Annotated in this window: 3 protein-coding genes; all 3 read left to right on the forward strand. The window is 42.6% G+C overall.

What is annotated here, in order from left to right; all coding sequences use genetic code 11:
• Positions 1-184: 184 nt before the first annotated feature.
• Complete coding sequence (locus R2R28_RS11770) at positions 185-13,654, forward strand: putative Ig domain-containing protein (RefSeq protein WP_316825880.1); 13,470 nt, start codon at positions 185-187, stop codon at positions 13,652-13,654.
• A 37-nt stretch (positions 13,655-13,691) separates the two neighbouring features.
• Positions 13,692-14,693, forward strand: coding sequence for a PorP/SprF family type IX secretion system membrane protein (locus tag R2R28_RS11775; RefSeq protein WP_316825881.1), 1,002 nt, complete (start codon positions 13,692-13,694; stop codon positions 14,691-14,693).
• Between the two features lie 89 nt (positions 14,694-14,782).
• The gene (locus R2R28_RS11780; RefSeq protein ID WP_316825882.1) at positions 14,783-16,786 is read left to right on the forward strand and encodes an OmpA family protein; all 2,004 of its coding nucleotides are present in this window, start codon (positions 14,783-14,785) and stop codon (positions 16,784-16,786) included.
• The last annotated feature ends 391 nt before the right edge of the window (positions 16,787-17,177 follow it).

Below are 17,177 nucleotides of genomic sequence, written 5' to 3' on the forward strand. Positions count from 1 at the left end.
TCTATTCAGCAAGAATGCTCTGTATGAATAAAATGAATGAAAGGGATAGTTTAAAAATGAATAGCAATGGATAAGATAGGTTGCTATTCTAGATATAGATTTGTCATAATTATATAATGCCCCTGAAAAAACATTTACCTACAGCAGCATTACCACATAGTAAGTCTTCTAAATAACGCCTGACATGATGAAAACTCGTACTTTTTCGTCCCGAATAGGGATAATCCGCAATGCCAGTATTGCAATCATCATTCTATTAACGCTCTTCTACTCGAAATCGTATGCGCAAACAAAAGTTTTTGCAAACAACGTAACAATCCAGAGTCATGTAGACAATGCAACGAATGCAACGTTAAACAACAACAACTTCGCCACGGTTAATTCGTATGGCGGGATTGCTTTGGGTGCATTGTCATTTAATGGAGAGCTGGAATTATCATATCCTGCTCCGGTTGCTGCGGGGGTTACATCGTACATCAGAATAGATTTTGACGGAGATATCCTCAACAGGCTATTAGGAGGTAGTTTAGGTGGATTACTGGCCAATGTGGGGGGTACGGTAATTCTTGGAAACCATTCATTCGAGATTGGCGCCAGAAGTGGTGCTTCATCAACTCCTGTATTAAGCGGGAGTAGTACTGCAGCTTTTTCATCAGAAAACCTGCGTTTAGTAAAAGATGAAAACGGTTATTTTTATGTAGCAATAACGCCAACGCAAGCTTATGATAGGGTATATATTAAAGATGTAACAAGAGCCCTTCTGCTGGGTGTTAACAATAATACTAAGGTTTATTATGCTTTTTACACTTCGGGCACTGATCCTTGCGCCCAGGCATTTAGCACAGGTTATGAAGGAACAGGAATAACACTCGATGCCTTACAGCTGGGCAGTTCGGGGGTAACCAATAGTGAAAGGGCAATTGATGCTGATCCGAATAATTTTTCGAGCCTTAGTTTAGGTATACTTGGCGTGGGCTCATCCATTAGCCAAAATTTTTATTTTGCAACCCCATCAAATCCTGGGGATGATATTAACCTCAGGTTTAGCACTACAGCAGCATTATTAACTGCCGGCGTTTTACAAAATATTTCGATCACTGCTTATAACGGGGGCACTCCGGTTTACACCGGGTCGGTGCCAACTACCCTGAACCTTGATTTACTGGGCTTATTAAACAGTGGTCAGCCGGTAACCATCCCGTTTTCTCCGGGAGCAAATGTGGTATACGACAGGATTAAAGTTACTTTAGGATCAGTTTTAACCTTAAACCTAACCCAAACACTTAATGTGTATGGTGCAACCCGTTCGGCACCTAGGCCAACTTTTACAGCACCGGCAAGTAATGCCATTGCTACCTGTTATAATACCGCAGTACCTTTAACGGCAACTACTTCAAGTGCCAACCAATTAATCTGGTATGATGTTGTAGAAGGAGGAACTACATTACAAACGGTTGCTTACAATGGTGCATTTACCACACCAGCATTAACTGCGAACAAAACTTACTATGTTGCGGCCAGAAGGATAGGTTGTACAACCGAATCGACAAGGGTACCGGTGGTTATTACCGTTAACCCTCAAATTATTTTTAACGGATCAACCTTAACCAATGCTACGCCGGGTTTTGCGTATTCTAAACAACTGGATGTAGCTACAGGTGGAACAGCAGGTTATACTTATGCATTAGCTGCGGGCAGTACATTGCCAGCTGGCTTAACTTTATCATCAGCGGGTGCAATTACAGGAACACCAACAGTTGCGAATGCTTATACTTTTTCTGTTGTAGCAACTGATACGAAAGGCTGTAAAGCAACCGCAACCTATAATTTAACGGTTACTGCTGCTTTGGTGTTAACACCGGGCGCATTGCCAAATGGTATAACAGGAACAGTTTATCCTACGCAAACTATACCGGCTGCCACTGGTGGCAGCGGACCATATACCTATACCGCCACAGGTGTTCCTCCGGGCCTAACCTTTAATCCAACTACAAGAGAAATTACCGGAACGCCAACCCAACCTGGAATATATACCATTCCGGTTACTGTTGTTGATGCAAATGGTAATACCATTACCTCAAATTATACGGTAAAAATTACTGATCCTTTATTGTTACCGGCCGCAACTTTAGCTGATGGTACAACAGGAACAGTTTACACCACACAGATTTTACCAACTGCAACGGGTGGTACCACGCCTTATACTTATTCGGCAACTGGTCTTCCTCCGGGTTTAACTTTTAATCCGGCTACCAAAGCCATTACAGGTACACCAACAACTGCCGGAACTTATACCGTGCCGGTTACGGTAACCGATGCTGATGGAAAAACGGTAACCACCAATTATAGCATTACGGTAAACAATCCATTGGTATTACCAGCGGCAACTTTGCCAGATGGAACCGAAGGAACGGTTTATGCTACACAGACCTTACCAGCTGCAACAGGTGGTGTTGGTCCATACACTTATGTAGCTACTGGTGTTCCGGCTGGGTTATCATTTAATCCTGCAACAAGAGAAATTACCGGTACGCCAACACAGGCTGGTAATTATACCATTGGGGTAACTGTAACTGATGCTAATGGCAAAACAGCAAATAACAACTATGCTGTTAAGGTAAATGGAACGTTAACCTTACCAACCAGAACATTGCCTAATGGAATTGTTGGTACATCTTATTTACCACAAACTTTACCTGCGGTAACAGGTGGAACCAGTCCGTATACTTACGCGGCAACCGGTCTTCCTCCAGGATTATTGTTTAACCCAACTACAAGAGAAATTACAGGTACACCCACACAAGGTGGTAACTATACTATTTCTGTAACGGCTACGGATGCAAATAATAACAAAGCCACTACTACTTACGCATTGGCTGTAACAGTAAATGCTCCGGTTGTGGCTTCTGCAACGGTATGTACCGGAAGCACGGCTACTTTAACGGTAAGCAACCTTCAGGCCGGTGTTACTTATAACTGGTACGCTTCTACCGGAAGTACACCATTGGTAACTGGTAACAACGGTACTTTTGTAACTCCAGCGGTTACAACAGCAACTGTATTTTATGTTGAAGCTGTTTCTGGAACAGCGATCAGCTCGAGGACTTCGGTTACGGTTTCGGTAAATCCACCGGCAACTTTAGCTACAGTAACCACCAATAATCAGGTAATCAACTCCGGACAAACCACTACTTTAACTGCAACTGCTGATGCAGGCAATACCATTGCCTGGTTTGATGCGCCAACGGCAGGTACGCAGGTTGGTTCTGGAACTTCGTTTACTACGCCAGCTTTAACCGCAACTAAAACTTATTATATAGAAACCACCAGTACCAACGGCTGTAAAAGTGCAAGCCGTGTTCCGGTAACAGTAACCGTAATTAACGGTGGTGGTGCAACTGCTTGTAATGCAGCCAACAGTCAGAATACTGGTATTAACGGTATTTGTTTATTATGTGCTGTAAATGGTGCAGGTAACTCAACCGATGCTGATGCGAACAACTTCACCAGGATTTCTCTTGCTGTGGGTGTTGCGGCAACTGGTTATCAACAATTAATTTTTCCATCAGTTGGCGTAGCTACTGATAGTATTCGTTTAGATTTATCTTTACCAACCGGTTTAGCTGATGTTGGTCTTTTAAATAATGTAACCGTTACCATATTAAATGGCACTACAGTTGTAAGAACTGTACAGTTAAATGGCGGTTTATTAAATCTTCAACTTTTATCGGGCAACCGTTTTGCAGCAACTGTTTTAGCAGGTGGTGCTTACGATAGGGTGCAGGTGAGCTTTGGTGCTTTGGTTTCGGCTTTAACCAGCTTAGATATTTATGGCGCTACAGTGGTTTATCCTAATCCAACTTTTATAGCCGGCGCACAATCTATGTGCTCTGGCAGTACCGCAACATTAAGTGCAACTGCAAACGGCGGTACAACCTTAGCCTGGTTTGATGCACCAACTGGCGGAACACAGGTAGGAACAGGAGCAAACTTTACTACTCCAGCTTTAACCGCTACCACTACTTATTATGTTCAGGTAAGCAAAGGGACCTGTTCTAATACCACAAGGGTTCCGGTAACCATTACCGTTAATCCGGCAATTGTATTTGCAAATTCGATATTAACCAATGCCACAATTGCTTCTCCTTACAGCAAACAAATCTCAGTAGCTACTGGTGGTACACCGGGTTATACTTATGCTTTGGCTGCGGGCAGCACTTTGCCTGCTGGTTTAACTTTATCAACAAGTGGTTTAGTAAGCGGAACACCAACTGCAACGGGCAACCCAACATTTGATGTGGTAGTAACCGATAGCAAAGGCTGTAGCAAAACTGCAACCATTACATTAACGGTAACACCAGCATTGGTTTTGGCTCCCGGAGCATTACCTAATGGGGTAACTGGTACAGCTTATACCACAAACGGTATTCCTGCTGCCACAGGCGGAACTGGTCCTTATACTTATTCGGCTACAGGTGTTCCTCCGGGATTAACCTTTAACCCTGCAACAAGAGAAATTACAGGTACACCAACACAAATTGGAACCTATACTATACCTGTTACGGTAACAGATGCGAACGGTAATACCATTACGGCTAACTATACACTTAAAGTAACCGATCCTTTGGTTTTACCACCAGCAACTTTAGCTAACGGAACCACCGGAACAGTTTATACTCCTCAAACCATTCCTTCTGCAACAGGCGGATCAACACCTTATACTTATGCCGCAACTGGTCTTCCTCCGGGATTAACCTTCGACCCGGCTACAAGAACAATTTCGGGAACGCCAACACAAGCAGGAACTTTCACCGTACCGGTAACTGTTACCGATGCTGATGGAAAAACAGTAACTAATAATTATACCATTACAATTGTAAATCCTTTATTGTTACCAGCGGCAACTTTGCCTGATGGAACCGAAGGAACGGTATATGCTACTCAAACCTTGCCATCGGCAACTGGTGGTGTGGGCCCATACACTTATGTGGCAACCAACCTTCCGGCAGGATTAACTTTTAACCCAGCAACAAGAGAAGTTTCGGGTACGCCAACACAGGCAGGAAATTATTCGATCGGTGTTACCGCAACAGATAGTGAAGGCAGAACAGCAAGTAACACTTATGCACTTAAGGTAATTGGTGTATTATCGCTACCAGGTGCAACTTTACCAAACGGTATTGTAGGTACAGGCTATCCAACACAAACTTTACCTGCAGTAACCGGTGGAACTGCTCCATATACTTATTTAGCAACAGGCCTGCCTCCTGGATTAAATTTTAATACGGCAACAAGAGAAATCACCGGAACACCAACTTTAGGTGGAACCTTTACCATTTCTTTAACTGCAACAGATGCAAATGGAAATAAAGCAACAACCGCTTATAACTTAGCTGTTACGGTTAATGCTCCGGTAGTTGCTGCGGCTACTGTTTGTGCTGGCAGCCCCGCTACATTAAGCGTAAGCAATCTTCTTGCAGGCGTAACCTATAACTGGTATGCAGCTACAGGAAGTACACCATTAGCCACTAATAACACAGGTGTTTTTGTAACGCCTGCAGTTACTGCCCCAACTGTATATTATGTAGAGGCAGTATCTGGAACGGCGGTAAGCTCAAGAACTGCCGTTAATGTTTCGGTTAACCCACCGGCAACACCAGCAACGGTAACCACCAATAGCCAGGTAATTAATGCTGGCCAGTCTACTACTTTACTGGCTACAGCTGATGCTGGTAATACCATTCAATGGTACGATGCTGCTACAGGTGGTACACAGGTAGGTTCGGGTACTTCATTTACTACTCCTGCACTTAATGTAACGACTACTTATTATGTAGAAACCACAAATGCCAATGGTTGTAAAAGTGCAAACCGCGTTCCGGTAACTGTAACTGTATTAACAAATGGTGGTGGTACTGCATGTAATGCAGCAAGCTCACAAAACTCTGGTATAAACGGAATTTGTTTATTGTGCGGTATCACCGGCGCAGGAAATTCTACTGATGCTGATCCTTCTAACTTTACCAGAATATCACTTGCAGTAGGTGTAGGAGGATCGGGTTACCAACAATTAATTTTCCCTAGTGTTGGAACCGCTACAGATAGCCTGCGTTTAGATTTAGCCTTACCAACAGGTTTGGCCGATGTTGGTTTATTAAACAATGTAACTGTTACCGTATTAAATGGTACTACAGTTATAAAAACAGTACAATTAAGCGGTGGATTATTAAATCTCCAGTTGTTATCAGGTAACCGTTTTGCTGCAACCATATTAGCAGGTGGCGCTTACGATAGGGTACAGGTTAGCTTCGGGGCATTGGTTACTGCTTTAACCAGTTTAGATGTTTATGGTGCAACGGTAATTTATCCTAACCCAACGGTAACTGCGGGTGCACAAACCATCTGTGCCGGAAGTACTGCAACTTTAACTGCAACAGCAAATGGTGGTACAACATTAGCCTGGTACGATGCCGCAACTGGCGGTACACAATTAGGTACGGGTGAAACGTTTACCACACCAGCTTTAACGGCTACAACAACTTATTATATACAGGTAAGCAAAGGAACCTGTGCAAATGTAACCAGGGTACCTGTAACGGTAACGGTTACACCAGCGTTAGCAACTCCGGTATTGGCAACCATTGCCAATGTTTGCGAAGGGTCATCGGCAACTTTATCGGTTGCTAACCCAGATGCGGCAGTAACTTATAAATGGTACGATGCTGCAATAGCAGGAAACCTGGTATTCACAGGAGCGGTATTCCAAACTCCTGCATTAACGGCTGCAACTACTTATTATGTAGAAGCATCGCAAGGAAACTGTACAAGTGCTGCACGTGCTGCGGCTGCGGTATCCGTAAATCCTCGTCCGGTATTACCTGTAGTAACTGCAAGTTCATCTACTGTGAGCGCCGGTCAAACAGCCATTTTAACAGCAACCTCTGCTGATCCAACCAATACTTTTAACTGGTATACTTCTAATACAGCAACTACACCGGTTTATGTTGGCGCTACTTATGTTACCCCTCCATTATTGGCTACCACAACTTATTATGTAGAATCGGTTTCTACCAATGGTTGTACATCGGCAAGCCGTGTGCAGGTAACCATTACTGTTGATGGTAACGGATCTCCAAATCCGGTTCCATGTGATGCAGCAACCACCCAGGTTAATGGCGTTACAGGCGTAGCCCTTTTATCTGGTGTGTTTAACCCGGCACTGGCAATCGATAACGATACCCAAACCGCATCTTCACTGGTGATGCCTGTTGGAGCACTTGGTGCATCGGTTTATCAAAGAGTGGGTTTTGGATCACTTTCTAAAGTTGGCGATACCGTACGTGTATTGGTATCATCTCCAGGGAAATTATTGTCACTTTCATTATTAGGCAATACCGCAATTACCACTTATGTTGGAACCAACAGCAATGGCGATTCGCAATTGTTAAACAATAATTTATTAAATGTTCAGTTGTTAAGCGGCAATACCCAGGCCTTAATCACTTTTGTTCCTACCAACGTATTTGATGGGGTAGAAGTAAGGTTAAACTCTGGTGTATTAGGTGCGCTAACTTCGATTAACTTAAATTACGCACAACGCATTCTGGTTGCGCCAACGGTAACGTCGGCAAATGTTACGGCTTGTGTGGGTTCAACTGCTCAGTTGCAGGTGAGTAACCCATCAGCAGGTTTAACCTACAGATGGTACGATGCTACTGGTACTTACTTAAGCGGTAAAGACGGTATCATATTTACCACTCCTGTTTTAACAGGGGATACTAAATTCTATGTTGCAGCAGTTTCTGCAACTGGTTGTGTGAGCTACAAAACACTGGTAAACGTAACTACAAACCCGGCACCGGTAACACCTGATCTGCTTTCGGCATCAGTAAATACCTGCCCTAATACATCAGTTACTTTCCAGGTTAAAAATCCGGTTGCAGGTACTACTTATAACTGGTACGATACTGCAACTTCAACTGTAGTATTATTTACCGGTGATAACTTTACCACACCATTAATTACTGCCGACAGAAGTTATTTTGTAGCCGCTGTAAACAGCTGTGGTACTTCATCAACCAGAACTGAAGGTAAAATTGTTTTAGGAACCATTGATGTTCCGGTAATTACCCCTCCATCAATCACCATCAGCGAAGGTTCTGTTGCAGTATTAAAAGCAACATCAAGTACAGCAGGTGCAACCATTAACTGGTATACTACTGCAAATGGAACAGTTCCGGTATTTACAGGCGAAACTTATATCACACCACAATTAAGCAATACTACTACTTATTATGTAGAAGCAACTGTTCCGGGTGGTTGTACTGCAACCAGCAGGGCAACAGTAACGGTTACAGTAGTACCTAACGGTAACCCTGTAGTAACACCTTGCGGTGCGGCTACCACAACAGTGGCAAGTGGCGTAACTGGCGTTGCTTTACTGGCTGGCGTTTACAACCCAACATTTGCGGTTGATAACGACATCAATACAGGATCTAGTCTGGTTATTCCGGTAGGCTTACTGGGGGCATCTGTTTATCACCAGGTTGGTTTTACAGGCTTATCAAATGTAGGCGACACCTTAAGAGTGAAAATTACCACTCCAGGAGCATTACTTTCAGTAGGCGTATTAACAAACTTAACGGTAACCACGTTCCAGGGTACCACCAGCAATAACGATGCGGTTTCTATATCTAATCCATTAATCAGTTTAAAACTATTATCAGGCGGAACATCAGCCATATTAACTTTCGTACCAACAAGCAAATTTGATGGTGTGGAATTGAGGTTAAACTCTGGTTTACTGGGTGCCTTAACTTCTGTTAATTTAGATTATGCACAAAGGGTAATCACAGCTCCAACAGTTACTGCTGCTACAGCGAGTGCCTGTCAAGGTTCATCTGCAACATTGAGTGTACAGAATCCACAGGCTGGTGTAGTGTACAAATGGTACTTGGGCAACACTTATCAGGCCGGAAAAGATGGAGCAACTTTCACAACAGATCCAACTTTAGCTGCCGGTACTTATACTTATTCGGTAACTGCAACAGCAAATGGTTGCGAAACCTTAGGAACTAAAGTGGTGGTAACAGTTTTACCTCCGGCAGTAGCGCCTATTCCATCAACTACCAATCCGGCTACCACCTGTATCGGTACATCTGCTACTTTAAGTGTGCAGGCAGTTGCAGGTGTTACTTATAACTGGTACGATGCAGCAGTTGGCGGAAATATGTTGGTAACCAACAACAGTAGCTTTAATACGCCTACAAGCCTTGCAGCAGGAACCTACGATTATTATGTAGAAGCTGTGAGTGGGGCAGCTTGTTCAAGCTCAACCCGTACCAAGATTTCAATCACAGTTAACCCGTCGGCATTACCTACCGATTTAACTGTAACCGGAACAACTTCGTTATGTGCTTCTGGTACAGCAGTACTTACTGCAGCGAGTACAACGGTAAACAATCCGGTATTTACCTGGTACAGCGATGCCGCTCTAACACAAGTTGCTTTTGTGGGTGCTGTATTTACTACACCGGCCATTACCGCAACAACCAAATATTATGTTACTGTTGGCGGAACAAATAAATGTGCCAATACACCAGGCAATGCAAAAGAGGTTACCATTACGGTAAATCCTGTTGCTGGTCCGACTGATATTAACCTGGCTGGAACAAGCACCATTTGTGGTGGTTCTACGGTAACCTTAACCGCCAGCAGCACAACAGTAACCAACCCTATATTTACCTGGTATAGCGATGCTGCCTTAACTACGGTAGCATTTACCGGGGCTAGCTTCGTTACGCCAGCACTTAATGCTACAACCACTTATTATGTAACGGTTAAAGGCGATAACAAATGTGAAAACACAGCAGCTACAGCAAAATCGATTACCATTACGGTTAATCCTGCTGCTACTGATGCTGATATTGCCATTAATGGCATTACATCGATCTGTAAAGGATCTGCTGCTGCATTATCTGCCTCTACCACAACAGTAATTAATCCGGTATTTACCTGGTACAGCGATGCGGCTTTAACTACAGTAGCCTATGTAGGTGCCAGCTTTAACACGCCGGTACTTAATGCAACTACTACTTATTATGTAACAGTAAGAGGTGATAATAAATGTGAGAATACACCAGCAAACGCCAAGGTAATTACAGTAACGGTTAAAGACTTTGCAACAGCCGCAGATATTGCAGTAAGCAATGCCCGCATCTGTTCTGGTTCCACCGTAATGTTAATGGCTTCGAGTACAACGGTAACTCAACCAGTATTTACCTGGTATAGCGATGCCTCATTAACCAGCGTAGTGTTTACTGGTCCAACCTTTACCGTAACCGGCTTAACTGCCACTACTACTTATTATGTAAGTGTTAAAGGTGCCAACAAATGCGAAAATGCTGCGGCTGATGCTAAATCAGTAACTGTAACCGTTAATCCTTTAGCTACCACTACCGATATTATTGTAAACGGAGGCACAACTGCTTGTGCAGGCTCGTCGGCAGTATTAACTGCAACATCGCCAACTGTGACCAATCCGGTATTTACCTGGTACAGTGATGCTGCTTTAACCAATGTAAGTTTCATCGGTGCAACATTTACCACACCGGTACTGAATACCACCACTACTTATTATGTAACGGTAAAAGGTGATAATAAATGTGAAAATGCGCCTGGTACGGCAAGGGTAATTACCATCACCGTTAACCCGGTTGCTACCGCTGCTGATATTACTGCTGCTGATGTTACCATCTGCTCAGGATCGGGTACTACTTTGGTAGCTAGCACTACAACTGTAACCAACCCAACATTTACCTGGTACAACGATGCCGCTTTAACTTCGGTAGCTTATGTGGGTACATCATTCGTTACCCCGGTATTAACTGCAACAACCAAATACTATGTTACCGTTAAAGGTGATAACAAATGTGAAAACTCAGGCATCACTGCTAAAGTGGTAACGGTTAATGTAAATCAGGCTGCAGTTGCTGCCGATATTACCTTATCAGCACCAGCATTGGTATGTGGATCGGGTACGGCAGTAATCAATGCCAGCTCAACAACCGTAAGCAATCCGGTATTTACCTGGTACAACGATGCATCATTAACCAGTGTAGCCTTTACCGGCCCAATATTTACCACACCGGTATTAACCACCACTACAACCTATTACGTAACCGTTAAAGGATCTAACAAATGTGAAAACGCTGCTGTAAACGCAGCAAGTGTTACCATTAAGGTTAATCCGGTAGCAATTGCCAGTGATATTGTAGTAAACGGATCAACAAATGTATGCGGCGGATCTGCAGCGGTATTAACGGCCAGTAGCACAACCGTAACCAACCCGGTATTTACCTGGTACACCAACGCAACATTAACCGATGTGGCTTTTGTAGGTGCAGTATTTACCACACCAACATTAACAGCCAATACCACTTATTATGTAACGGTAAAAGGTGATAACAAGTGCGAAAACAGCGCTGCCACAGCTAAATCTGTAAATATTGTAGTTAACCCGGTTGCTTCGTCAACTGATGTTACTGCTGCCGATGCAACAATCTGCGCAGGCTCATCAGCCAGTTTGGTAGCCAGCACTACAACTGTAACCAACCCAGTATTTACCTGGTACAGTGATGCCGCCTTAACAACGCCGGTATTTACAGGTGCAACTTTTAACACACCGGCATTAACTGTAACCACTAAATATTACCTGACTGTAAAAGGTGATAACAGATGTGAAAGTTCTGCTGCAAATGCGAAAGTAGTTACCGTAAATGTAAATGCAGGTGCAACAGCTGCCGATATTACCTTATCAACACCAGCACTGGTATGTGGATCGGGTACAGCAGTAATCAATGCCAGCTCAACAACTGTAACCAACCCGGTATTTACCTGGTACAACGATGCTTCATTAACCAGTGTAGCCTTTACCGGCCCTATATTTACCACACCGGTATTAACTGCTACAAAAACATATTATGTAACGGTTAAAGGAACCAATAAATGTGAAAACACGGCAACAAACGCAGTAGCCGTAACCATTAAAGTTAACCCGGTTGCCATTGCTACAGATATTACTGTAAACGGTTCAACATCAATTTGTGCAAATGCTGCAGCAACACTGGCCGCAACAAGCACAACCGTAACCAACCCAATATTTACCTGGTACAGCGATGCTAGTTTAAACACAGTAGTATTTACTGGTCCGGTATTTACAACTCCGGTACTAACTGCAAATACTACTTATTACGTAACCGTAAAAGGCGATAATAAATGCGAAAGTTCTGCCGCAACAGCAAGGGTAGTAGCCATCACCGTTAATGCATTACCAAACAACCCGATAGTATCTGCTCCAAACGGAGGTATCTGTGCGGGCGATGGTGCGACCTTAACGGTAACCAACGCACAGCCTGGCGTAACATACGAATGGTACAATGCAGCAGTTGGTGGCAACTTATTGTTCACTGGTGCAACCTATAATGTTACAGCCCTGGCTGCCACTACTGATTACTATGTTTTAGCCATTGGTACAGGTGGTTGTAACAACAACGGAGGCCGTGTTAAAGTAACCGTTACCGTAAATGCTAAGCCAACCGTACCAACTGTAGCCTCGTCATCAGTGAGCGTATGTACAGGAAGCCCTGCGGTGTTAACGGCTACAAACCCTCAAACAGGCGTAACTTATAACTGGTACACTGCAGCAGTGGGTGGAACATTGGCCGGAACAGGCGTAAGCTTTACAACACCGGCTGTTAATGCAAATACTACCTACTTTGTAGAAGGTGCAAACGGAAGTTGTATTTCAACTTCAAGAACACCAGTAAATGTAATTGCCTTACCAGTACCAGTTGCTCCAGCCTCGGTAACAGCTGCAAATGGTACACTTTGCGCAGGTAGCTCAACCATATTAACCGTAAATAACCCGGTAACAGGCTTAGTATACAGGTGGTATGCAGCAAGCTCTAATGGTCCGGTATTGGCAGAAGGTATCACCTTTACCACACCAAACATAAGCGCTACAACAATCTATTACGTAGAAGCAGTAGCCGTAGGCGGTTGTGCAAGTCCAGGCAGAACAGCTGTTACAGTAACTGTACTTCCGATATTAGATAAACCTGTGGTAGTGGTACAAAACACTACACCAAACAGTGTAACGTTTGCATGGGCTGCGGTTACAGGTGCTACGGCTTACGAAGTTTCATTAGATAACGGTTTAACATGGATTAACCCAACAAGCGGACCAACCGGAACAACTTACTTAATTGCAGGTTTAAAACCAGATCAAAATGTAAGCATTACGGTTAGGGCTAAAGGTCAGCTCGACTGCCAAACCAGTGCAAATGGTTCAGCAACAGGTAAAGCAACCAATCCTTTTGGAGATCAGGTTTACATACCGAATGCATTTACACCAAATAACGACGGTAAAAACGATATATTCCTAATTTATGGCAATACCATATCAAGCGCTAAAATGAGTGTATACACGCAATGGGGCCAATTGATATTCCAATCGGATAACGTAGCGAATGGATGGGATGGAACCTTTAAAGGGGTAAATCAACCGATCGGAGTTTATGTGTACATGGTTGAGATTACATTCAGTAATGGAACAACATCATTGAGAAAAGGTACAGTAACGTTGATTAGATAAGAAGAGGATTAATAATAAACAGATAAAATCAAAGACCATGAAAATACTATCGGTTCTAAAAATATATGTTGCGGTGCTGGGATTACTGCTGTGTACAGCAAAATCCTTTGCACAAACTGATCCGCATTTTTCACAATACTATGCAAACCCGTTATACCTTAACCCGGCATTAACGGGGGTGATAGATGGCGATTACCGTGCTACTGTAAATTTTAAGCAACAATGGAGCGCACTTAACAGTTCTTTCTTAACCGGCGGCGCATCTTTCGATCTCGCTCCGAAAAAGAACTTTGCATTTGGTGCCACCATTTTAAACCAAAGGGCAGGAGAGTTAGATTTTAACTACCTGTCGGCCCTGGTATCCGGTTCCTATCGTTTAAGATTTGGCGCAGAAGGTTTGCAAATGGTGAGTTTTGGCTTACAGGCCGGAGTGATTAACCGCAGTTTCGATTTCTCGCAGGCCAGGTTTGGTAACCAGTTTAACCCGATTTCGGGTTATGATGGTGGCATGATGAGTGGCGAAACCCTTTCTTCGCAATCATCACTGGTTCCGGATGTAAATGCAGGTATCATGTTTTTTGACGGTAATCCGAATAAAAGCGTAAACGTTTTCTTAGGTGCAAGTGCAGCACATTTAACCCGTCCTATGGATCGTTTCTCTGGCTCAAATTCCCGTATTCCGGTTCGTTTTACCGCACATGGCGGGGCAAGAATCAAGGCTTCAGAATTGTTGGATATTGTACCCAATGCATTGTTTATGTATCAGGGTAATACAAACGAAGTTTCACTAGGTGCCTATGCACAGCTTAACGTTAACCCATCAGCAAATATTTTATTTGGTGGTAACTACCGTAATAAAGATGCTGCAATTGCCTTTGTTGGCTTACAGTTAAAAAATATGGTTTTCGGACTCAGTTATGATGTCAATACCTCTACTTTCAACCGTGCATCAAACAGCAATGGTGGTTTAGAGCTTTCGGTATCATTAATCGGCCGCAACGGAATTATTGGTCCAAACTTCTTTTGCCCGCGTTTATAATTATTCATCACCTTTTGAAAAACAAACCAAGCTTGCAAGTTCATTAATTCCATTAAAAACGATAGCAGAACGATTAATAATTTATAACGATGAAAAAAATATTACTCATTTTATTAGTGGCACTTGGCGGTTTTGCTAACGCTCAGTATGTGATAAATTATAAAAAGGTTGCCGATACTTATTTCGAAAATAAGGATTATTATGCTGCATCAACTTTTTATAAAAAAGCCCTGAAAATTACTGGCGATAGTAGCCAGGCCATTTTACCTTATGGTCAGGAAAGAAAATCAGCTTCCGAAAATAAAGTGATAGAAGATTATGAGGGGTCGATTTATAACCTTGCCGAATCTAGCAGACTGTACAGGGAGTTTAACGAGGCCGAAAAATATTATGCCATAGCCATTACTTTTACCAATACCCGTTTTAGAAAAGCGTTGTTTTATTATGCCGAAAGTTTAAGGGCCAATAAAAAATTTAATGCCGCTATTGATGCTTTCCAGCAGTTTATTCAAAAAAATGGCGACGATCCTTTAGCCAAAGAAGCGCAAAAAGAAATCGAAGCCTGTAAATTTGCCATCGAAGAAATGCGTTTCCCACGTATGGTGCAGGTAAAAAAGGTGCCAACTAATGTAAATGGCTTAGGTTCTAACTATGCTGCCGTAAAAATCAATAATGTATTGTATTTTACTTCATCACGTCCGGTTGCTGTAGGTACCAAAAGAGATATGGTTAAAACAGAAGCCGGGGGCGAAGTTCAGGTATCAACCAAAGCTAATCCATTTATCAACAACCTTTATTCAGCAAAAGACGGTTTAAACTCAACCGATATTCCTGTTAAAAAACTGGATATCAATTTCGGAAAAGGTACTGAAATTGCAGCTCCTGCTTTTACACCTGATGGTAATACACTGTATTTTACTGCCTGGAGAGATAAAGAAAAATATGCCATTTACAGTTCGAAAAAAACTGGCGATAAATGGTCTGACGCGCAACCGGTAGGTTTACAGGTAAACAGTAAAGATTTTAATTCATCACAGCCCTTTATTACCAGCGATGGTAAGTTTCTTCTTTTCTCATCCGATAGAAGTGGCGGTTATGGTAAATTCGATCTTTGGTACTGTGCCATTCGTGAGGATGGCTCATTGGGCCAGGCGGTAAACTTTGGTCCAACCATTAATACTGAAGATGACGAACGTGCACCTTATTATAATACTTTAACCAAAAAATTATTGTTCAGCACCGATGGAAGAACAGGCTTTGGTGGTTTGGATTTCTTTGAATCAGAAGGCGACCTGGTAGATTGGACCGCCCCGAAAAACCTGGGTTATCCTTTCAACTCTTCAAAAGATGATATTTACTTCACTGCAACCGATGATAAAGGGACGCAAGGATACATTAGTTCCGATCGCGAATCATCATGCTGTTTAGAAATCTTCGAAGTAAAAAAAGAATACCTTTCAATTGCTGGTCTTTTAACCGATTGTAAAACCAAATTACCGTTAGCCGGTGCAGATGTAAGCCTAAGCAATGCCGAAGGAACTAAAAAGGTAACAACAGGCGCCGATGGTATTTATAGGTTCAAAGTAGATTCGAAAAGACCGATTAAATTGCTTTTCGCAAAAGACAACTATTTTGCCATTACTAAAAATTATGTTTACGAAGAACTGGCAAAAGCAGATACGCTGATTTATAAAGATTACTGTTTAAGTCCTTTTAAAATTGGTATCCCGATGGCGTTGGATAATGTTTATTATGAATTTAACAGCGCCGAATTAACTGAACCTTCTAAAAAAGTGTTAGACTTCCTGATCCCGATTATGGAAGATAACCCTGAAATGGAAATTGAGTTGGGTTCACATACCGATAACATTGGTACAGACGAATACAATCTAGACTTATCAAACAGAAGGGCAAAATCTTGTACCGATTATTTAGAGAGCAAGGGTATTGCTGCGGCCAGAATGACCTCTAAAGGTTACGGAGAATCGATGCCGATTGCACCAAACGAAATCATCGTTAAACGCAAGAAAAAAGATAATCCCGAAGGAAGGGCTAAAAACAGAAGAACCGAATTTAAAGTAACCAAAAAGTAGAATACAATTAACATCCCGGTAAAGCCATTTTCGTAAAAAGAAGATGGCTTTTTTGTTTTATCGCGTTGGTCTGGATTTGTAATCCTGACCTATCGTAATGTGGATTTTTAATCCACAAAGTAAAAGAAAATATATTCCTTCGCATCTGTTACATGTCTTCAAGGACCGAAGGCAAAGTAAATTAGGTTCTCGTTGGTCTGGATTTGTAATCCTGACCTATCGTAATGTGGATTTTTAATCCACAAAGTAAAGAAAATATATTCCTTCACCTCGGTTACATGTAATCAAGGACCGAAAGGGAAGTAAATTAGGTTCGTGGAGACACGAACCACGGCTTTTGGGTTGCAATCCCTGCTAACAAAAGACAAATAACCAGTACTATCGCTCCTCG

Source organism: Pedobacter miscanthi, assembly GCF_032678605.1.
Taxonomy (GTDB): Bacteria; Bacteroidota; Bacteroidia; order Sphingobacteriales; family Sphingobacteriaceae; genus Pedobacter; species Pedobacter miscanthi_A.

Coding starts and splice junctions, on each gene's coding strand:
- R2R28_RS11770 (WP_316825880.1), top strand. CDS start 185: ATGATGAAAACTCGTACTTTTTCGTCCCGAATAGGGATAATCCGCAAT.
- R2R28_RS11780 (WP_316825882.1), top strand. CDS start 14,783: ATGAAAAAAATATTACTCATTTTATTAGTGGCACTTGGCGGTTTTGCT.
- R2R28_RS11775 (WP_316825881.1), top strand. CDS start 13,692: ATGAAAATACTATCGGTTCTAAAAATATATGTTGCGGTGCTGGGATTA.